This is a genomic window from Aminobacterium sp. MB27-C1 (genome assembly GCF_030908405.1).
Classification (GTDB): domain Bacteria; phylum Synergistota; class Synergistia; order Synergistales; family Aminobacteriaceae; genus Aminobacterium.
In genome coordinates, this window is record NZ_CP133089.1 from 38,123 (window position 1) to 59,577 (window position 21,455).

The following is a 21,455-nucleotide window of genomic DNA, read 5'->3' on the forward strand; positions in this document are numbered from 1 at the left end:
GGTTTCGATAACGACTTCTGAAGAGGGGTATGCCCTTGTGCCCCTCTTCATCATTGGGGATGAAAAAAATGAGAAAAAGACTTTGGGGAAGTCTCATTTTTTCGAGTGTAATTTTAATTTGTTATTTTCTTTTCTTTTATCCCGTTCTTGTTCTCAATATAAAAAATTACAAGACAGGTCGCGTGTTGTATCGGCAAAAAGTATCTGTGGGGTACTCCTTCGCTACGTATATCAGGCACTCTGTTCACCTGACGCCTGTATATGAATATTACAAAGTTAACGATGATGGCATGCTTCATGTAGTTGAAACACGATTGCAGGATTTAGGGTGGGGTGTTCCTTCTACATGTAAGCAGGAAGTACGCTTTGAAAATGGATTTATGGTTATCCGTGGCCTTAATATCCCGTTGAGCCTGCTTCCTTTCAGAGTTAGTTACGTAGCAGCCCCACGCCTGCTCTTGGATGGAGGGCACAGAGATATCAATTTAAAAAATTACTTTAATGATATGGAACGCATGGATATATCAGCCGAGAAAATGTCGTATTTCGAGTACTTGACGCGAGGTGAGTCCGATGTTTTTCAAGAAAAAAGAACAGGAGAATCTTACTCCTGAGGAAAAACTTAAAGAACTCAATGAAAAGTTTGAAAAAAAGAGGAATTTGACGGGGATAGCCGCAAAAATATGTTCTATCTTGGCAATATGTATGTCGTTATATCACATGTACTCGTCAGGGATACATATGCTTCCTCAATTTCAACACCGGGCTATACACTTAGCATTTGCCTTGGCATTGACGTTTTTCATTTTTCCTGCAACAAGTAAACAAAAAAACAGACTCCCTATCTGGGATATAGTTGCAATAGTTTTTAGTTTGGCTGTGGGGGCTTACCTCACATTGGACTATATGAATATTGTTTTCCGAATGGGAGATCCTATCGCAAGAGATATTGTAATAGGGGCAGTTATGATTTTTCTTGTATTGGAGGCAACTCGTCGAACTATGGGATGGCCCCTTGTTATTGTCGCGATATGTTTTCTTCTCTACGCTTTTTTCGGTCACTTGATACCTGGAACCCTTGGGCACAGACAGTACGGAGTCGAACGTATTGTTGAACATATGTTCCTGACAAGTGAAGGTATATACGGCGTAGCTATTTATGTAACTGCGACTTTTGTGTTTCTATTTATTCTTCTCGGGGCATTCCTCACAGAAACTGGTGGTGCACAGGCCTTTATCGACTTGGCTTTTTCTCTGACAGGGCGTTTCAGAGGAGGTCCTGCAAAAGCTGCGGTTCTTGCAAGTGGGTTAATGGGAACGATTTCGGGCAGTTCTTTTGCAAATGTAGCAGGCACCGGAACATTTACCATTCCATTGATGAAAAGCGTAGGGTATAAACCGGAATTTGCTGGTGGTGTAGAGGCTTCTGCTTCCACTGGAGGACAAATTATGCCTCCTATAATGGGAGCCGCTGCTTTTATCATGGCAGAAATGACAGGTGTCCCTTATGGGAAACTCATTGTTCATGCTGCAATACCGGCTATTTTGTATTACGTTGCCGTTTTTATCATGGTCGATATGGAGGCTGCGAAGCTCGGTCTCTTTGGAATGAAAAAGAGTGAACTGCCGGTCTTTTCAAAGGTGTTTAAAGATGGAGCATTCTTGCTTTTAGCTCCCTTCAGCATAGTGTATATGTTGCTTGCGGGATATTCTCCGATTAAGGCTTCTGTTACAGCGGTGCTCATTGTAATCATTACAAGCTCTTTCAGAAAGGCAACACGAATGTCTCTTAAATCTTTTTTAAGGGCTTTGGACTTAGGGGCACGAGGTGCTTTAAGTGTTATTGCAGCATGCGCAGTTGCAGGTCTTATTGTCGGAACCGTTACATTGACAGGTTTGGGCCTTAAATTTGCTGATTTTATTATCGCTCTATCAGGAGGTCAGCTTCACTTGGCCTTGTTACTTACCATGATTGCTTCCATTATCATGGGAATGGGCATGCCTACCACAGCTCTTTACATTATTTTAGGCTCTATGGTTGCTCCGGCCCTTGTAAAACTCAGCGTTCCAGTTGTAGCCGCCCACCTTTTCATTTTCTATTTCGGATGTATGGCGTCAGTAACGCCTCCTGTTGCTCTAAGCTCATATCTTGCCGCAGCTATAGCCAAGGCCGATTCTGTAAAGACAGCACTTCAAGGGCTTAAGCTTTCTTCCTCCGCTTTTATTTTGCCCTTTGTTTTTGCACTTTCTCCTCGAATTTTATTGCTGAACACCTCTCTTGGTTCGGCCACAACAGCTATTATTACCGCCACTTTAGGGGTCGTAGCCCTTTCCGCTTCATTGGAGGGGTATTTAATGGGACGACTTCCCCTCTTGTTAAGAGCTGTTGCTGGAGTAGCGGCAATATGTCTTATTGATCCAGGTTGGCTTGGCGACGTCATTGGTCTGGTGATTCTTTCTGTAATTCTTTTATCTCAAATTATTGCTAGAAAAAAGCGATATGAAGCTAGGGACGAGGTGAATTCTCTTGAATAAAGTCGCAGTACTTGGAGCTGGCAATGGTGGTTTAAGTATGGGGGCATATTTGTCCCTGCGTGGATGTAGCGTACATGTTTTTGATAAATTTCCAGCAGCTATTGAAGATATACAGGCTGCAGGTGGGGTGACTTTGAAAGGCGTTTCTCTCACGGGTTTTGCAAAGTTTGATGTAATCACAACAAGTATTCCGGAAGTTATGGATGGATGCGATGTCATTTTGGTTGTGACTCCCGCTTTTGCACATAGAGAACTTGCTACGAAGATGGCACCATATTTGACAAAGGGTCAAAAAGTTATTCTGAACCCTGGACGAACAGCTGGTGCTCTAGAGTTTTATTTGACTGCAAAAGATGTAAATCCCGAGGCTGACTTTATTGTTGCCGAGACTCAATCTCTAATTTACGCGTGTCGAAAGACAGGAGCGGCAGAAGTTACTATCTATAAAGTGAAAAAAGAAATGGAACTTGCTGCTTTACCTGCGTATAAAACAAAAGAAATTTTGGCGGAAATGCTGCCATATTATCCGCAATTTATTGCCGCTGAAAATGTGCTGGAGACAAGCTTCTTAAATATTGGAGCAATTTTCCACCCTACACCGGCATTGCTCAATATTGCAAGAATAGAGGGAAAAGATCTCTTTGAGTATTACATGGATGGAATTACTCCTTGTGTCAGCAATGTTTTAGAACGGATAGATGCAGAACGTGTTGCTGTTGCTTCGGCACTCGGTATTGAGACAATGACATGTATTGAATGGCTTGAAGATGTCTATGAAATTCCTCATATGGATGGAACGTCGATATATGAAGCAGTTCAGAAACAGGAAGGATATCGTGGCATAGAAGCGCCAAAAAATCCTTTCGCACGATATATTTCAGAAGATGTTCCAATGAGCCTTGTTCCATTAGCAGAGTTTGGACGTATTGTTGGAGTTCCCACTCCCACAATGAATCTTATGATTGATCTTGCAAATTTAGTTCATAAAACGGATTACCGAGAGAGAGGCAGAACTCTTGCACGTCTTAAACTTGAAGGCGTATCTGTTGAAGACTTAAAAAAATTTGTTACTGACGGTACTCCATTTCCTAAAGATGTGGAGAAAGGGAGGGAAATAGCATGACTCAACGACGCGTAGAATTTTTATATTTGACGCAACAGGATGTAATAGATTGTGGAGTAACTAACATGGCAATGGTGATGAATAAGATAGAAAAACTTTTTTCCCTCCGTGATAAGGGAGAGACGATTTTGCCAGATAAAGTTGCCCTGCGTTGGGGAGATGCCGATTCCGAAGCACAGACGGGGCGTATTAATGCCATGCCGGGCTATGTTGGAGGAGATGTAGATGTCGCAGGCATAAAATGGATAGCCAGTAAGCCTATGAATCCGCGTCACTATAATATGCCAAGAGCCTCAGCCCTTACCATTCTCAATAATGCTGAAACAGGTTTCCCTCTTTCTGTAATGGACGGTACAGTGATTAGTGCCATGCGTACAGGGGCTGCTACTGGTGTCGCTGCAAAATATCTTGCCAGAAAAGATTCAAAAGTCCTCTGTCTGATCGGTGCAGGAACGCAGAATCATACCCAAATGATGGCTGTTAAGACAGCTCTTCCCGGAATTAATGAAATTCATGTCTATGATATATCGATGGACCGTGTAAAAGCTTTTATCGAGAAAGCGAGAGAAGAAGTTCCAGATGCTCACATAGAAGCCTGCGTATCTGCTCCTGAAGCTTTAAAGGGAGCAGATGTTATTGTTAGTGCCACAACGGCAGTTTCTCCTATTGTCAAAGCTGAGTGGGTAGAAGATGGGGTTTTTATTTCAAATGTAGGTAACTATGAATACGAATTTGATGTGGTGAGAAAGGCCCAAAAGATTGTTACTGATGATTGGGATGGAGTTATTCATAGGGGAATACAGACTATTGCCAAAATGGTTTTGGCCGGGGAACTTTCTAAAGAGCGATTCCATGGGAATATAGGGGAAATAATCAATGGTAAAAAAGCGGCCAGGGAAAATGATAACGAGATTATTTTCTATAACGCAATAGGAATGGGCATAGAAGATATTATTGTTGCAAAAGAGATTTATGATCGTGCATTAACGCTCAGGAAAGGTCAAAAACTTACATTGTGGGAAGAACCCTATTGGGTTTGATGGCTTATTCTGATCTGTATTTATATGCAATTTGGGGGAAAGGATTTACGCTCTTTCCCCTTTTTATTTAGATGTAAAACATTAGTAATCTTGAGGAAGAATTTTATGAGAAGAAGATTTCCGCTTTTGCATGAGTTGAACTATATCCTCGTTTTCTTCGTTGTCTGTTGTCTGGCGAATGGCTACTTTTGTTCCGTAGACAATTGAAAACCCGGTATACCCTCCCTTAATAGCATACCCATAATATCCCATGGAAAGCAGTGCGAGGTGGCTATCGTAATCTTCGAGAGGAACTTCAATATGCTCGTGAGTGTATATATGAGGTAATGTCCGAATGTCCTTATGCAGAATAAAACGAAGATAGCCTCCGTATTTTTCTTTTAAATCAACAATCAAAAACCCGGAACGGAGTACATTCCTGAGGCTGAAAATATTCAAAGGAGATATAGTACTATGAAGGTGATATCGTTCAGGGTAGAGGATTTCTTCGGCTTTCAGGAATGTAAAATGTTGAATGTAATTCCCGCGAAAAGCTTTTTCCGTTATACAAAAATCCATTACGGCAATATGATCTCGTTCAGAGGGATGAAGTTGTAAATCTTTTTGAGCTTCCTCCATATATTTTCCCCCGTAAGAGATGGCTCGTATCGCAACAAGATAATCACTATCGAAAATACCAATAACAAAACCTTTGCCAAGAATACTTTCTTCAATAGTATGCTCTGCACAAAAAATATTTTCGTCGCCAATTTCCAGAGTAATTTTTCTATGGAGGTCAAGGGCCGAAGGTGTGTCTTTTTCTGCAAGCAATCGCATAGTACATAATACATTCTTGCGAATTCCCTTTTCTTTTTTCACTAGAAAGAATCTCTCGTTAAGCGCATGCTCCATACGTTCACCTCTTTTCTCAGAATCATGAGATAATTATACATGAAAGAATTAAGCACAAAAATATTTTGTTTATGTTTTATTTTTAAAATTTGCTTTGACCAATATTGACAATAAAGGGGGAAGAAGTGTAATATTTATTGGTCAACAAAGGTCAGTAATACCGGGAGGGATGATTAGATGAAGAAAGCAGTCGGTATTGATCTTGGAACGACCAATTCTGTCATTTCTGTAGTAGAGGGAGGATCTCCTATTGTCATTGCAAATGCTGAGGGAAGTCGAACAACGCCATCGGTGGTTGCTTATACGAGAGACGATGAGCGATTAGTAGGAGCAATGGCCAAGAGGCAGGCAACCTTAAATCCTGATGGCACTCTTTTTTCTGTAAAACGTTTTATTGGACGAACTTTTGATGAAGTAACTTCAGAGATGAAAATCGTTCCATATAAAGTTAAGGAAGGTCCGAATAGGGCCGTACGTTTTGAAGTGTTTGGTAAGGAATATGCTCCTGAAGAGATAAGTGCACAGATTCTTAAAAAGTTGGTTAATGACGCAAGTAGCTATCTGGGAGAAAATATCACAGATGTTGTTATTACTATTCCTGCATATTTTAACGATGCCCAGCGCCAGGCAACGAAGGATGCCGCAACAATAGCCGGGTTAAACGTACTTCGTATCATTAACGAACCTACGGCGGCTGCCCTAGCCTATGGACTGGATAAGCAAAAAGAGCAAAAGATTCTAGTTTTTGACCTTGGCGGAGGAACTTTCGATGTCTCTATTCTTGATATAGGGGAAGGGGTTGTTGAAGTCCTCTCTACCTCTGGAGATACCCATCTTGGCGGTGATGATTTCGATAAGGTGGTAGTTGATTACATCGCTGACGAATTTAAGAAAGAAAATGGCATAGATTTAAGAAACGACAGGCAGGCCTTGCAACGGCTTTATGAAGCGGCTGAAAAAGCGAAGTGCGAACTTTCGGGTAGAACATCTACGGAAATCAGCTTACCCTTTATAACAGCTGACGCCACGGGCCCTAAACATCTCAGTATGAACTTTACACGGGCCAAATTCGATCAGCTTACAGAGCTTCTTGTAAAACGTTGTATTAAGCCGATGCAAGATGCATTAGCAGCGGCAAAACTTTCTCCTTCAGATATAGACGAAGTTGTTCTTGTCGGTGGTTCTACGCGAATACCGGCGGTACAGGCTCTTATAAGGAAGTTTACGGGTGGAAAAAATCCGAATATGTCAGTTAATCCCGATGAAGTGGTAGCTGTAGGTGCTGCTATACAGGGTGGTATTTTAAAGGGCGAAATGAAGGATGTCCTTTTGCTTGATGTTATTCCTCTTTCTCTTGGCGTTGAAACCATGGGCGGAGTAATGACAAAAATTATAGATAAAAATACGACGATTCCCTATAGAAAAACAGAGATATTTACGACAGCGGAAGATAGCCAGCCCGCAGTAGATATTGTCGTTCTTCAGGGAGAGCGGGAAATGGCGGCAGATAATAGAATCCTTGGCAACTTTAAACTTGAAGGGATCAGAAAAGCTCCTCGGGGCATTCCTCAGATAGAAGTTACCTTTGATGTTGATGCTAACGGAATTCTCAAGGTGTCTGCCAAAGATAAAGATACAGGTAAGGTTCAACAGATCACCATTGCAGGGTCTACCAATCTCGATAAAAGTGAAGTTGAGCGAATGATACATGAGGCACAGGAACACTCTGCCGAAGACAGGAAAAAACGAGAAAAAGCTGACGCAAGAAACGAACTTGAAACTCTCGCTTACAGGTTGGAAAAAGAGTTGGCGGACAAAGAGAGTGTTTTAGAAGAAACGCAGAAAGCAAGAGCACGTAACGTGCTGGAAGAATCAAAGGAACTGCTTAAAAATTCTGAAGCAAATGCAGAAAGTATGAGAGTTAATATTTCAGAATTACAGCAGGTTTTACAGGTTGTATCTTCAGTAAGTGGAAAGCAAGAATCTCAGGATCAGAACAAACAAACGGAAGATGTTGTCGATGCAGAATTTACTGATCCCGATCAAGATTGTAACAGTTGAGGAATATAGTTGAGGTTTGGTAAGCCTCAGAAGGGCCGGTGAAAGAGCACCGGCCTTTTTTTGTACATCTTAAAGGTATAATACCTATATATGAAGGGGGGAGACGAGTGACCATTGCTTTTGAACCTATAACGTTAGAGAGACGAGATGATTATCTCCATTTATACAATCTCACTCCTCAGAAGGCCTCTGATTATAGCTTTATTAATCTTTGGGCCTGGCATAATGACAGAAAGTATGAATGGGCTTTTGAAGCTGATCTTTGCTGGCTTCGAACTACTTCTTCAGAATCTATTCAGTGGGCTCCTGTAGGATCATGGCATAGTATAGACTGGCGAAATGTTCTTTCAAAACTCTTTCCCAACGGTGTTGTATTTGATAGAGTTCCTGAAAATTTGGCAAATATTTTACAGCAAAGTCTGGGTGACGATATACAATTAGAAGAAGAACGAGAAGAGTGGGAGTATATTTATCGAGTATCTGATCTTATTGAACTTTCAGGTAATCGTTTCCATAAGAAAAAAAATCTTTTGCAACAATTTATTCGTAGCTATGACTATTCTTATTCCCCAATAACCCTAGCAAACATAGGGCATATCATAGAATTACAAAAAGAATGGTGTGAGTGGCGTAATTGTGATGATTCTCCAGGGTTAAAAGCAGAAAGTTGCGCTATTCGCCGTGTACTAGAGCATTGGGGAGAAATGCCGTCTATTTCAGGTGGTGTTCTCTCTGTGAAGGATCAAATGGTTGCCTATACAGTGGCCGAGAGTATTGATAACGAAACAATTGTTATTCATTTCGAAAAGGGAATGACTGATTATAAAGGCGTCTATCAGGCGATTAACCAGATTTTTCTTGATCAGAGCGCCCATTCTTTTGAGTGGGTCAACCGTGAGCAGGATATGGGAAGCGAAGGCATCAGAAAGGCTAAAATGTCGTATAACCCTGCTACTTTTCTTAAGAAATATCGAGTAACGTGGGGTGCATAATATATATATAAACGATCTAGGAGGGACATACATGCTCAACCAAGCCATCGACGGGCTGAAAGACGATCTTATTTCAGCTATACAAGAATCTGTTCGCATTCCAAGTGTTGCAGGAACACCAGAGAAAGATGCTCCTTTTGGACAGGAAGTGAAACGTGCTCTCGACCATGCGTTAAATTTAGCGGGAAGTATGGGTTTCCGAACGAAGAACGTAGATAATATGGCAGGGTACGCTGAGTGGGGTGACGGCGAGGAGATAGTTGCTGTTTTAGGACACCTTGATGTTGTTCCAGAAGGAAGTGGATGGACCTACGCTCCATATGGCGGCGATATTCATGATGAAAAAATATGGGGACGTGGCGTTCTCGATGATAAGGGGCCGACTATTGGAGCTCTTTTCGCACTTAAAGCTATTAAAGAGCTTGGTATTCCTTTAAAACGACGTATTCGAGTTATTTTCGGAACGAATGAAGAGTCGGGAAGTCAGTGTATGGAGCGATATGTTCAGACAGAGGAACTTCCGGCTGCAGGTTTTACTCCAGATGCTGAATATCCGATTATCTATGCCGAGAAGGGTGTTTTGACAATAACATGCAAGGCTCCTTTTAAAGGGGAAGGGGCTGTCAGCGTAGTATCTATAGAGGGAGGAGTGGCTCCTAACGTAGTGGCTGCTACTGCTCGTGTTCTTCTTAAGGCGTCGGCTGAGGATAGAAAACGTCTTGCCTCTATTGTTGATTCATGGAATGGACCCGAAAAGAGCGGATTTAAAATTGTAGAGGATAGCTCTAGCGGAACCCTTGATATTGCAATTCAAGGACTTCCAGCTCATGGGAGCACTCCTGAACTTGGTGTAAACGCTTTACTTTGTCTTATCGATATTTTGTCAAAAGTAAACTTAGGTGGAGAACAAGCATCTTTTGTGAAGGCTCTTCAAAAGGTTGTTGGTTTTGAAACTGATGGGACTTCGCTGGGAGTTGCTATGGAAGACAGCATTTCTGGGCCATTGACTGTCTGTCTTGGAACCATGCATGGCGACGATTCAGGCATTTCATTTACTTTGAACCTACGCTATCCCGTAACGAAAAAGCGGGAAGAAGTGTTGCCCTTTCTTACGGAAACACTGGAAAATGCAGGTATAGAGGTTGCAGATGTTCGACATGCAGCACCCCTTTATGTTGATCCGGAATCGGAATTGATTCAGACTCTCAAAAAGGTCTATGAGGATCAGACAGGGTTGAAAGCAGAATTATTGGCTATTGGCGGTGGAACGTATGCTAAAGCTATGCCAAACGTAGTTGCATTTGGGCCAATTTTCCCCGGACAAACATATACGATTCATGAAGAAAACGAATGTTGGTCTATTGAAGATTTGGTGAAAAACGTAAAAATAATGGCTCACGCCATGGTGGAATTAGCTCGTTAACGTAAGGAGTAGACGTTATGAACGAAAAAAGGCCTTGTTGGAAAGGGTTTGATCTGTATTGTGAGAGGTTACAACAATTAAGCAGGGCTCTTCGCCACAGGAATTACAGGCTTTTTTTCGGAGGAGAGGTCGTATCTTTATCTGGCCTCTGGATGCAGAGAGTAGCTATGAGCTGGTTAGTCTATCGATTGACCAGCTCTGTTTTTCTTCTTGGTGCCGTTGATTTTGTTGGACAGCTTCCTGTTTTTTTTCTGGCTTCCTTTGCAGGCGTATATCTTGAAGGCTGGGATTTACGCCGAGTCATTATCATTTGTCAGATTTTAAGCATGGTACACGCCTTTCTTCTCGCAATTCTTACTCTTTCCGGAGTAGTTACCTATTGGCATATTATTGTTCTCAGTGTGTTGTTGGGAGTGGTAAATGCCTTTGAAATTCCTGCGCGACAGGCTTTTATTATTCATATGGTGGAAGACAGGCAAGATTTAGGAAATGCCATCGCATTAAATTCGTCTTTATTCAATGTGGCCCGTCTGCTTGGACCTTCTCTGGCTGGTGTTGTTATAGCGTTAGTAGGGGAAGGAATTTGTTTCTTGATGAATGGTTTCAGTTACGGTGCGACACTTTGGGCTCTTTTTGCGATGAGATTGAAACGTGGAGGTCGTACCTTTACGGAGAAAAGGCCTCTCCTTGAAAATTTTTTCGAAGGGATTGCCTATGTTCGGGGTTTTTTCCCTATTCGTGCTGCGCTGATGGCCCTTGTTGTCGTAAGCTTTTTTGGACTTCCCTACCTTGTTTTGCTTCCGGTTTTTGCTAAGGATATTTTGTCAGGTGGTCCTCAGACACTGGGATTTCTTACAGCTGCAAGTGGAATGGGAGCATTGGGTGGTTCCTTTATGCTTGCTCTTCGTAAAACCCCTGTAGGTTTAGGAAAAATAATGGCTCTCGCCATGTCTGGATTCGGCATATGCGTTGCTCTTTTTGCCTTCTCGCGGTGGTTCCCTTTTTCTTTGCTTCTTATGGCAGGCATAGGGTTTACCATGATCTCTTCTATGGTTGCCGGAAACACGCTGATTCAAACACTTGTAGACGATGATAAGAGGGGGCGCGTTATGAGTCTCTTCATCGTAGCATTAACGGGAATCGCTCCTTTCGGAAGTCTTTTCGCCGGTTGGTTGGCCTCAAAAATAGATGCTCCTCTTACTTTGGCATGTGGCGGCTTTATATGTGTTGGTATGGGAGGATGGTTATGGAAAAAATATCCCGTTCTTTGGGAATATGCTGAACCCGTCTACAAAAAGCTTCATCTTATTGATTAAAAGGAGGTGCCCTGGTGAAACGGGAGAAGTACGTTATTATCGGTGGCGATGCGGCGGGAATGACAGCAGCAGGACAAATACGAAAGTTACAGCCTAAATCTCAAATTGTTGTATACGAACGCTCCCCTCACACATCCTATTCAGCATGCGGTATGCCATATCTTATAGGCGGGCTTGTTGAAAATGACACAAAACTCATTGTTCGTACGCCAGAAGAATTCATGGCGAAAAAAAATATTGAAGCCTTTGTTTTCCATGAAGTTCTTAGTGTCGATATTAAAGCCCGGACACTGGAAGTCTTAAATATACAGACAGGTAAACTTTTTACAGAGTCTTTTGATTCTCTGCTTTTTGCTACTGGGGCTGAGCCAATTCGTCCCCCCATAGAAGGAATTGACGGAGAGGGCGTTTTTTCGTTAAGTGTCTTGCAGGATGGTCTCAGACTTCAGCGTTTTATTGAAGAAAACAATCCTCAAAAAGCTGTAATTGTAGGAGGCGGCTACATTGGTCTTGAAATGGCGGAGGCTTTCTGCCGACGAGGTATGAATGTTAGTCTCGTAGACCGTTCTTTTCAGGTTATGAATACTTTCGATATAGATATGGCAGACCATATTGCCGATGCTATTCAGCACGTAGGAACATCTCTCTACCTTGGAGAAACCCTTAAGGCTATTGAATATAATAATAATCGTATTAAGGCTGCTATAACTGACCAGCGAAATATTCCTGCTGATATTGTTATTCTTGGACTCGGCGTTCGTCCGCACTCTAAATTGGCTAAAGAGGCCGGATTACCCCTAGGCGTGAAGGATTCTATTTTGGTAAACCAAATGATGGAAACGGAGATCGAGGATATCTGGGCTGCTGGCGATTGTGCGCAGACGTGGCATCTCGTTACAAATAAGCCTTTTTGGGTGGCCCTAGGATCTGTTGCCAATAAGACGGGCAGAATTGCCGGTATAAATATGGCTGGCGGAAAAGAGCATTTCCCAGGAGTTGTAGGAACTGCGGTAAGTAAGCACTGTGATCTCGAAGTGGCCAGAACGGGTTTATCTGAAAAGGAACTTGAAGATCTCGATTTCCATTACGAAACGGTGACAATAAAGAGCAAAGTTCAAGCAGGATATTATCCCGGTGCGGGAGATATTCATGTGAAAATGATTGCAGAAGTTCCTGGTGGGCGTGTTCTCGGAGCTCAGATTGTTGGCGCTCATGGAGCAGCTAAAAGAATAGACGTTGTGGCTACGGCTATTAGTGCTCAAATGACTGTTCGTCAGCTAATTGATCTGGACTTAGGCTATGCGCCGCCTTTTTCTCTACCGTGGGATCCTATTCAAATTGCGGCACGTCAGCTATTGTAAAATACACTGTAATCAGGCAAGAAAAGAGGGCCCTTAAAGGCCCTCTTTCAAATTTAATTCGATTGTGGAGTTGTAGCATCAAGTCTCTGGTTGAACATCCAGCGAGAAACTTCCTGTCGAAAGCCTAGAATTTTCTCATGAAGAGATCTGGCTTTTTCTCTATTGATCTGAGGCTGTGAAAGTTCCAGCTGCATTTCCAATCTAGCTCTTCTCATTTCATTCCACTTATTCTGTATCTCTTGTGGAACATTTACGTTTCTATTATAGCGATATCCGTCGGAGTTCCTGAAATGTGCTCTAGGACCGTACCCAGGGCCGTATCCTGGTCCCTCCGAATTGTAATATCCCATATTGCAACCAGCGCTGGGACCAAATCCAAAACTTCTGTTGCTCCAGTTCCCTCCATGAGCCCAAGCTGCTCCAGCTAACGCTACGAGAGCCACAATTGTAATAAGAAAAATAGTCTTCTTCATAGTTAAAAACTCCTCCTTTTCAGTTGGTAATCATATTTTAAAACCCTGGGGGAGTTTAGGTATCGTGAGAATATGCAATGATGATTAAGCATTTCTACCGACTTCTAGTTTAAGGAATAGGGCCAGCCCATAATGCCACCTTCCAGAATCGCAATGTTTTTAAATCCAAGGCGTTTGAGAATGGAGTAGGCATCCCATCCGCGTACGGAAATTTTACAGAAAGCAATAATTTCACGATCTTTTGGCAACTCTGGAGCTTTATCCCACAAAGCTCCCAACGGAATATGAACGAATTCATAAGGGATGCGTCCCTGACTTTCTAATTCAGGTGCTGTTCGTACGTCGAGAAGAAGTGGCGTCGAAGATCCTTTCATTCGTTCTTGCAACTGAGAGGGGCTATAACTTTTGAGAAGTCCGTCAAGTTTGTTGCGAAGTACATTTGCGCCATGGGTAAGAGGATCGAGAGCCGTGGAATAGGGCGGCGCGTAAGCAAGATCTGTATCTGCTAATTGGTCTACCGTAAGTTCTCCAGTTACGGCAGCTGCCAAAACGTCAAGACGTTTATCAATTTTTCCCGGACCAAAAAATTGGCCTCCGATTACTTTTCGTGTTTTTCGATCTGCTACAAGTCTGAAAGTAAGCATGCTCGCACCTGGCATGAAGTGGGGTATATCAGCATCAACTACCGTAACTGCTACTGGATCATATCCGGATTTTCGGGCTTGAGCTTCATTTAAACCGGTTTTTCCTGCTGTATATTCAAAGAGTTTCATAACGGCTGTACCGATAACGCCATTAAAAGTTGAATTCATGCCAGCTATATTGTCTGCGATTACCCGACCATGACGATTGGCAGCAGACCCCATAGGTTGCCATGTTGTTGCTCCTGTTAATGTATTTCGTACCTCAACGCAATCCCCTCCAGCATAAATATAGGGATCGCTTGTTCTCATATGTTCATCAACAAGAATACCTCCGCGGTCTCCTATATCAAGGCCTGCTTCTTTAGCCATAAGAGTGTTAGGACGAACGCCAATGGCCATTAAAACCATATCTGCATCAATGATGCGCTGATCGGTTTTAACTCCCGTAACAACGCCACCTTCCCCCATAATTTCAGTTACTCGTTCTCCACCATAAAAATCAATGTTCTTTTGTGCGAGAACTTTCATCATAAGGTGACCGAAATCTTCATTCAGCATCGCTGGTAGGGGGGTTTTCAGAACGTCGATAACAGATACGTGAATTCCTCTGTTATGAAGTGCTTCTACAACTTCCATCCCAATAAGCCCACCACCGATGACGACAGCACTTTTAATAGATCCGCTGTCAATTGCTGCTTTCATGGCCAGGGCGTCTGGCATGTTCCAAAGGGTAAAAACTTGTTCCAGATCAGCACCTTGAATGGGGGGTCTTATGGGGCTTGCTCCTGTGGCCAGCACTAGAGTGTCATAAGAGAGCTTTTTTTCTTCCCCGGAATTCAGGTCAGTAACAGCTACTTTTTTATTTTCGCGATCAATGCGTGTAGCCATATGGCGAACGAGAACATCAACGTGCTTAACCTTTCGGAAAAATCCTGCGTCGCGTACAACGCCGATAGGCGTAGACGTTAATTCCTTATAGTCTTTTACGACGTCTCCAACGTAATACGGTAATCCACATCCTGCATAACTTAGAAAATCACCTTTTTCGATCATTGTAACGTCTGCATCAGGATCGATTCTCATAAGACGAGCGGCTGTCTTTGCACCGCACGCGACGCCACCTACGATAACTATTTTTTTAGACACGCGATTCCCTCCCTTTTATACCCCACCGTGTATTATCTCCTCATTGTTATACAGGATGGAGGTTTTGTCTAGGGGGTTATTCTTCTTCCATAGTATGAAAACCGGCAACTTCGATTTTTTTCTTATCACAAAGGGCACGTACAGTTTCCTCTTTATCGCAAGGATAGCTGCATGCCAGGCCGCAACTTGCTGAAATTTTACGAGGAACGGGAACGATTTTTACGTCCATTCCTTCCTTTCGGCATAGTTTTTCAAACATAAGAGCCATACTTGTTACGTAGAATGTTGCAAGACATTTCATAAGAATAAATCCTCCTCAATTCGGTATAAAAACTATGTTATAGAGAATATCATGAAAAGGAATTCTTGACGGCATGAAAGAATCGTGGTAAGAAAAGAGAAACTTTTCAAAAGAGGTTCGATATTTTGATGATACATTTTGATTTTATAAATAGGAAGGCAATTTCTTTCTTTTTTGGATTTTGGTACCGAAGCGAGGGGGCTTTCTAGCCACTGGCGCAGGTACTGTTTGCGCTTCTAGGCCAGGACCCCCAAAGGCGGGGGCCCTGGCTTTTTTTTTCTTTAATAACTTATACTTTTAAGGAGGAGTCTCTATGAATTCAGTAACAGCACTTCTGGTCATAGCGTTGGTCTACGCTATAGGCGATTTTGTCGCTCAAAAAACAAAGGCCATATGTTCAATGCTTTTTGTGTCAGGCATTATTTTTATGGTGGGATTTTGGTTTGGCATTCCTAAAACTCTCTTTGAAGATGCCGTTATTGTTAAGTTTGCCTTGGCCCTTATTCCTACGTTGATGATCCATATGGGAACATTAATGAAACTTCGTGATCTTAAGGATGAATGGAAAACTGTTATCATTGCTCTTGCTGCTATTGTAGCTGCAGCTATTGCTCTTTTTGTCATTGGATCGCCTATAATAGGAAAACAATTTGCAGTAACTGCAGCAGGACCAATTTCTGGAGGTGTTGTCGCTACCCTTATTATGAGCGAAGCTGCTAAAGCGAAAGGTCTTGAAACCGTTCTCGTTTTTATAACGTTGCTTCTTGTCCTTCAGAATTTTGTAGGACTTCCCATCGCTTCTGTCTGTCTTTCCAGAGAAGGTCGACGTTTACGCCAGCGTTTCATAAATGGAGAAGCCTTTGCTGGTGATAAGGAAGGCAAGGCAAAAAGTAACCCCGAAGAGCCGACATGGAGGTTATTCCCTGCTACTCCGAAAAACTTACAGACACCTTTTATTCTCATCATGAAAGCAATGCTTGCAGGCTGGCTTGCTGTCATATGTGCCAAGGCTCTCGGCGGTGTGATCAATCAATTTGTTATGGCTCTTATTTTCGGCATTATTTTTTACGAAATCGGTTTTCTTGAGCATAAGATTCTCGATAAGGCGAATGCTACCGGACTCGCTCTTTTTGCCCTTTTAGTTCCCATTTTTATGAGCCTAAGCAAAGCAACTCCTCAAATGGTTGCTTCATTAATTACGCCTATAGCCATTGCCTTTGTTATTGCCCTTGTCGGAATTATTATTGTTTCGTTTGCAGCATCCAAACTTTTGGGGTATACATGGGAAATGTGTCTTGCCGTTGGTGTTTGCTGCCTTTTTGGCTTCCCCGGAACTTTTATTGTTTCACAGGAAGTAGCTAACGCCGTAGGAGAAACACCAGAGGAGAGAGAATATATTTTGACAGGTATTCTTCCTAAAATGCTTGTCTCTGGTTTTACGACAGTGACCATCGCTTCAGTATTCCTTGCGGGATTCTTGGTGAAACTTCTTTAATTTGAAAGGAGCTATAACGGTGAATAAAGAAAAAGTATGTGCTTTAGCCTCTGAGATAGAGCAGAAAGTTATAGAGTTTCGTCATGATTTTCATGCTCACCCAGAGCTGTCATGGAAAGAAGAAGAGACTTCAAAAAAGATTGAATCTGTTTTGCGTGAATTGGGCTATGAGAATATCCGCCGTGGTTTTGGTGGTACAGGGTCAGGTGTAACCGCAGATCTTACAGGAAAAGAAGATGGCCCCATGATTGCTCTTCGAGCAGATATAGACGCATTGCCTCTTAAGGAAGCTGTTGACGATCCATGGAAATCTACGTGTGATGGAGTTATGCATGCATGCGGACACGATGCTCATGCCGCTATCCTTTTAGGGGTTGCCAATGTACTTGCCTCTTTAAAGAACGAGTTGCCAGGTCGAGTTCGACTTATTTTCCAGCCAGCAGAAGAATCTGGAGTGCGCTCTGGAGCAAAGCAGCTTCGAGAGGAAGGGGTTCTTGACGGTGTCGATGGTATTTGCGGTCTTCACGTTTGGAGCACTCTTGAAGCGGGAAAGGTTGGTTTTCGTAGTGGAGCAATGATGGCCTCTGCCGATATTTGGGAAATAGAAGTTAAAGGACGGGGAGGACACGGCTCACGGCCTCATGAAGCTATTGATCCGACTATCGCTGCTGCTACCATTATTACAACAGCTCAGACAGTGGTGAGTCGAGAAATAGATCCTCTGGAAACTGTAGTGTTAAGCGTAGGAAAAGTCGAATCGGGAAGTGCTCCCAACATTATTCCTGAAACAGCTTATATTCAGGGGAACGTTCGTACAACAAATCCTGAGATCAGAGCAAGTATGGGCGACCGGATACGCCGAATTGCAGAAGGAATTGCTTCTGCTCTTCGTTGCGAGGTTAAAGTAGATTTTATCCCTGTCTACCCTGTAACTGTGAATGATGAAGCAATGGTAAACATCCTTAAAGGTGTCACAGGAAAAATAATGGGGGAAGAGGCTCTTGAAGAACTTCCCATAGTTATGGGATCAGAAGATTTCAGTTTCTACCAGGAAGAGGTTCCCGGAGTCATGTTCTTCCTTGGAATGGGGGACTCGGAAAAAGGGACAGAGGCGCAGCATCATAATCCGAAGTTCCGAACGAATGACGAAGTTTTAGTTAATGGAGTTGCGTTATTATCGTCTTTTGCCTGTCATTTTCTTGAGACCTTCAAAAAGTAGAGGGGATTAGAGAAACGCTTTTTGAAGAAAGATGAGGTGGAAAATATGATGAGGTGTCTTCATGAACCGTTCAGAGGTTGTCAGGTTATGGATATTGATACGCCATCGCTTCTTGTAGATCTTGATGTTATGGAGAGAAACCTTCACTGGATGCAACAAAAAGCGCAAAATGCCGGTGTCTCTCTCCGTCCTCATATAAAGACACACAGAACGCCAGATATTGCCAAAAAGCAACTGATTGCTGGAGCGAAGGGAATTACAGTGGCCAAACTTGGAGAGGCTGAAGTTATGGCTGCTGCGGGGATAACTGACATTTTTATTGCTAACGAAATTGTTGGAGATATAAAGATGGATCGTCTTCTCGCTTTGGCTCGTAAAACAAATCTTGCTGTTGGTGTCGATAGCGCTGAACATATTAAGATGCTTGCAGAAACCTTTGACGGGGAACCTCATCCCCTCAATGTCATGATAGACATAGATACTGGATATCATCGTACCGGTGTTTTTTCAAAAGAGACAGCCCTTGAATTGGCAAAGCTTATTCGTTATAGGGATTCCGTTACATTGATGGGAATTTTTACCCATGACGGTCAAAGTTATAATGCCGAGTCATTATCTGCGATCAGGGCAATTTCTCAACAAAGTCAAAGTCAAATGCTTGAAACGGCAGAGTACATTAGGAGTGTGGGTATTCCCGTAGAAGTTGTCAGTATAGGATCTACGCCCTCTCTTCTCGTTTCAGAGATTTTGGCGGGAGTTACCGAAATCAGGCCGGGTACGTATATATTCTTAGACGCTGATCAGGCAGGAATTCTTGGAACCTATGACCATTGCGCGCTCTCTGTTCTTGCTACGGTAATAAGTCGTCCTGCTCCTGATAGAGTTGTACTTGATGCTGGAACAAAAGCTCTTACATACTACACTCATCATGGAGGAATGACATCAAGCCACGGGTTTGGCGTGTTGAAGAATCGTCCATCTGTTACATTGCAGAGTTTGTCAGACGAACACGCTCTCTTTACGCCCCCTCACGATATGTCTTTTGAAATCGGGGATAAAGTGGAAATAATACCTAACCATGCCTGCCCTACATGTAATCTATATTCGGTTATTTATGGGGTGAGGAATGGCGAAGTAGCAGAAGAGTACGAAATTTTGGCCAGAGGAATGTCTCGATAAAAAAAGAAGTGTAATAATGACAGAACAAAGAAAAGTGAAAGCCCTTCTCCATGCTGATTTTCTCTAGGGAAGGGCTTTTCTTTTTAACGCGTCTCTTTTAGTGTATTTCTCCAATTTGCTTTAGTATCTCTTCTCGCAAACTGTGTAGAGGAATACCCGTTTCTTTTGAAATTCGTTTAAGGTCATCGTATTCTGGATTCAGGCGAAGTCTTTCGTCTCCCCACCAAGCTTCTTTTATGCGGACAAGACCAAAGGCTGTCTCTATAGGAGTAATGTGGTGGTGAAGCTTTATCCGATCTACGGTGTAACGACGAAGGCCTAACGTTGTCGTTCCCTTCAAGATGATTTCCGCAGCTTTTTCTTCAAGAGAAGAAGGAATAAGACAGCAAAGCCTAATGGCCGGACGTCCTTTTTTCATAATAATGGGATCAAGCCAGACATCCATAGCCCCTGCAGCAAAGAGACGTTCCATTACAGGTTCGTAGTATTGAGGATTCATATCATCAATATTTGTTTCCAGAACAATGCCTGTGTCTCGAAGAAAGGGCTCTTTCCCCCCTTTTGAAGCACAGTCTTTTCCCTCCATTCCCTTTAGAAGGGATACTCGTAAAAAGTTTGGAATATCGCTGTCTCTATCACCCAGTCCACGTCCATTTTTGAGCATCGTTCCTTCGGGTAACGTCCCAAAACGACTAACAAATGTTTTTACCAGAAGTGCGCCAGTGGGAGTAACTCGTTCCATGGGGGTTCCTGCGGAATAAATAGGTATTCCACAGAGTAGGTTTTCAGTGGCAGGCGCTGGTACGGGAAGAATGCCGTGAGCACACTGCACTGTTCCGCTCCCAACGTTAAGGGGAGACGAGATAACAATATCTGGTGAAAGCATTTCCATAAGAACAAAAGCTCCGACAATATCAATGATAGAGTCAACAGCTCCTACTTCGTGAAAATGTATTTCTTCAGGAGGAAGCCCATGAACTTTCCCTTCTGCTTCAGCAAGTACTTTGAAGGCGAGCTTGCTCTTCTCTTTTACATCGTCAGAAAGTCCACTATTATCTATAATGGCGCAGACATCAGATAAACCTCTGTGTGGATGCTCTTCTGCTGTGGTAACAGTAACATTAACACCTGAAAATCCTTTTTTCACAGCGTCTTCTATATGAATTTCGTAGCCGACAACATCGTGATGATGATGGTGGTCATGATCATGGTGATGGTGATGCCCCGGAAACATTTGAATTGTCTCCATTTTTCTGAGAAACTCGTTTCTGTCGAGTCCTAAATCAAGAAGAGCCCCAAGAAACATATCTCCGGAGATACCGGAAAAGCAATCCAGATAAAGAATTTTCATTCAGAGTCCGTCCTTCCTGCGATTTCTTTTTCTTTGATCCACTTTCTGCCCCATTCATACCCCTGAAGATCGAGCATAACGTGGTTGTATCCTTCTTGAGTTATTATCCCCAGAATCTCTTCTCTTTTGGCAAGAGCTTCTTTCAAGAGAGGAACGGGTACTTGTACACACGCCATTTCTCCGAACACCCGAACACGAACTTGGGGTAAGCCTGCCTGACGTAGGGCCCATTCAGATCTTGCGACCTTCGAACATTCCACAGCGGAAAGACGGTGCCCCTCAGGAAATCGAGTGGCAAGACACGCTGTAGCTGCTTCGTTCCACCATGTTATTCCCAATTCTTTCGCGAGCATCCGAACTTCATTTTTAGAAAGGTCAGCCTTTGCAAGAGGTGAGTAAATTTCAGGCATTTTTTGAAGCACTTTTGTTCCCAGACGAGTAGAATCCTTAAGATCGTCAGCGTTTGAGCCCTCTAAAACAAGGTCAGCATCAAGCTTTTTGGCGAAATCAAGAAGTTCTCTTGCACGGGCTTCTTTGCAAAAGCCACAACGAGCTCTGCTATTATTCATAACCTCAAGTACATCAATTTCAGGACCAGGAATTTGATGAAGGGTTGTGCCAAGACCCAAACAGTATAATCGTCCTCGTTCCATCTCTTCGGGAAAATGTAAAAAGGATCGGAACATGACGGCATGAACTTCTTTAGGAGAAAGAATAGAGGCCATTGCAGCTACAATTACAGTGCTGTCAACTCCGCCAGAAAAGGAAACAACGCATCGTTGAGACTGTTTCAGCTTTTTTAGCACACTCTCGGGAAAATATCTTTTTAAGATGGTATAACTCAACTCTCTCACCTGCTCTCTTTCAAACATCCATGATTGTATCATTTTATATTGCTCTGGTTC

At 42.8% G+C, this 21,455-nt stretch carries 18 protein-coding genes; 12 read left to right on the top strand and 6 right to left on the bottom strand.

The genetic code is table 11. The features are described 5' to 3' along the window. Window positions 1–68: 68 nt before the first annotated feature. From RBH88_RS00215 to RBH88_RS00230, 4 genes are read left to right on the top strand one after another with little or no spacing between them, the layout of a single operon-like run. The gene (locus RBH88_RS00215) at window positions 69–614 is read left to right on the top strand and encodes a DUF1850 domain-containing protein (protein WP_213691407.1); all 546 of its coding nucleotides are present in this window, start codon (window positions 69–71) and stop codon (window positions 612–614) included. Continuing rightward, the gene (locus RBH88_RS00220) at window positions 574–2,535 is read left to right on the top strand and encodes a TRAP transporter permease (RefSeq protein WP_307879725.1); all 1,962 of its coding nucleotides are present in this window, start codon (window positions 574–576) and stop codon (window positions 2,533–2,535) included. Before RBH88_RS00215 ends, RBH88_RS00220 begins: the two co-directional genes overlap by 41 nt. Beyond that, window positions 2,528–3,658, top strand: coding sequence for an NAD/NADP-dependent octopine/nopaline dehydrogenase family protein (locus RBH88_RS00225; protein WP_213691406.1), 1,131 nt, complete (start codon window positions 2,528–2,530; stop codon window positions 3,656–3,658). Before RBH88_RS00220 ends, RBH88_RS00225 begins: the two co-directional genes overlap by 8 nt. Continuing rightward, complete coding sequence (locus RBH88_RS00230) at window positions 3,655–4,698, top strand: ornithine cyclodeaminase (RefSeq protein WP_213691405.1); 1,044 nt, start codon at window positions 3,655–3,657, stop codon at window positions 4,696–4,698. Before RBH88_RS00225 ends, RBH88_RS00230 begins: the two co-directional genes overlap by 4 nt. 81 nt (window positions 4,699–4,779) lie before the next feature. Here RBH88_RS00230 and RBH88_RS00235 read toward each other — a convergent pair whose 3' ends face one another. Further along, window positions 4,780–5,556: a hypothetical protein gene (locus RBH88_RS00235; RefSeq protein WP_307879726.1), complete on the bottom strand. Its 777-nt coding sequence runs from the start codon at window positions 5,554–5,556 to the stop codon at window positions 4,780–4,782. A 210-nt stretch (window positions 5,557–5,766) separates the two neighbouring features. Here RBH88_RS00235 and dnaK point away from each other — a divergent pair, with 210 nt between their 5' ends. The 5 genes from dnaK (at window position 5,767) to RBH88_RS00260 (ending at window position 12,742) form a co-directional block, all read left to right on the top strand. Then, window positions 5,767–7,650 (top strand): molecular chaperone DnaK, encoded by a 1,884-nt coding sequence (dnaK, locus tag RBH88_RS00240; RefSeq protein WP_307879727.1) that lies wholly within the window; start codon window positions 5,767–5,769, stop codon window positions 7,648–7,650. A 107-nt stretch (window positions 7,651–7,757) separates the two neighbouring features. Then, complete coding sequence (locus RBH88_RS00245) at window positions 7,758–8,642, top strand: DUF2156 domain-containing protein (protein WP_213691402.1); 885 nt, start codon at window positions 7,758–7,760, stop codon at window positions 8,640–8,642. A gap of 31 nt (window positions 8,643–8,673) precedes the next feature. Beyond that, a complete protein-coding gene (gene pepV / locus RBH88_RS00250; protein ID WP_213701565.1) occupies window positions 8,674–10,065 on the top strand; it encodes a dipeptidase PepV in 1,392 nt (463 codons plus the stop codon). A 17-nt stretch (window positions 10,066–10,082) separates the two neighbouring features. Continuing rightward, entirely contained in the window at window positions 10,083–11,381 is a 1,299-nt protein-coding gene (locus RBH88_RS00255) for an MFS transporter (protein ID WP_307879728.1), read from the top strand. Between the two features lie 14 nt (window positions 11,382–11,395). Continuing rightward, window positions 11,396–12,742 carry an FAD-dependent oxidoreductase gene (locus RBH88_RS00260; protein ID WP_213701564.1) on the top strand — a complete coding sequence of 449 codons (1,347 nt, stop codon included), beginning with the start codon at window positions 11,396–11,398 and terminating at the stop codon, window positions 12,740–12,742. A 53-nt stretch (window positions 12,743–12,795) separates the two neighbouring features. Here RBH88_RS00260 and RBH88_RS00265 read toward each other — a convergent pair whose 3' ends face one another. The 3 genes from RBH88_RS00265 to RBH88_RS00275 all read right to left on the bottom strand — a co-directional run bounded on the left by RBH88_RS00265 (window position 12,796) and on the right by RBH88_RS00275 (window position 15,306). Next, window positions 12,796–13,215 (bottom strand): hypothetical protein, encoded by a 420-nt coding sequence (locus RBH88_RS00265; protein WP_307879729.1) that lies wholly within the window; start codon window positions 13,213–13,215, stop codon window positions 12,796–12,798. Window positions 13,216–13,319: 104 nt separating this feature from the next. Then, the gene (locus RBH88_RS00270) at window positions 13,320–15,005 is read right to left on the bottom strand and encodes an FAD-dependent oxidoreductase (RefSeq protein WP_213695609.1); all 1,686 of its coding nucleotides are present in this window, start codon (window positions 15,003–15,005) and stop codon (window positions 13,320–13,322) included. A 76-nt stretch (window positions 15,006–15,081) separates the two neighbouring features. Further along, window positions 15,082–15,306 (bottom strand): DUF3343 domain-containing protein, encoded by a 225-nt coding sequence (locus RBH88_RS00275; RefSeq protein WP_213691397.1) that lies wholly within the window; start codon window positions 15,304–15,306, stop codon window positions 15,082–15,084. 313 nt (window positions 15,307–15,619) lie between these two features. Here RBH88_RS00275 and RBH88_RS00280 point away from each other — a divergent pair, with 313 nt between their 5' ends. From RBH88_RS00280 to RBH88_RS00290, 3 genes are read left to right on the top strand one after another with little or no spacing between them, the layout of a single operon-like run. Then, entirely contained in the window at window positions 15,620–16,801 is a 1,182-nt protein-coding gene (locus RBH88_RS00280) for a hypothetical protein (protein WP_213691396.1), read from the top strand. Window positions 16,802–16,820: 19 nt separating this feature from the next. Beyond that, a complete protein-coding gene (locus RBH88_RS00285; RefSeq protein WP_307879730.1) occupies window positions 16,821–18,020 on the top strand; it encodes a M20 family metallopeptidase in 1,200 nt (399 codons plus the stop codon). Window positions 18,021–18,065: 45 nt separating this feature from the next. After that, on the top strand, window positions 18,066–19,199 hold the full coding sequence (locus RBH88_RS00290) for an alanine racemase (protein WP_213691394.1): 1,134 nt from the start codon (window positions 18,066–18,068) through the stop codon (window positions 19,197–19,199). A gap of 97 nt (window positions 19,200–19,296) precedes the next feature. Here RBH88_RS00290 and larC read toward each other — a convergent pair whose 3' ends face one another. Next, entirely contained in the window at window positions 19,297–20,550 is a 1,254-nt protein-coding gene (larC, locus tag RBH88_RS00295; RefSeq protein WP_213691393.1) for a nickel pincer cofactor biosynthesis protein LarC, read from the bottom strand. Beyond that, window positions 20,547–21,395, bottom strand: coding sequence for an asparagine synthase-related protein (locus tag RBH88_RS00300; RefSeq protein WP_213691392.1), 849 nt, complete (start codon window positions 21,393–21,395; stop codon window positions 20,547–20,549). Before RBH88_RS00300 ends, larC begins: the two co-directional genes overlap by 4 nt. Window positions 21,396–21,455 lie beyond the last annotated feature (60 nt).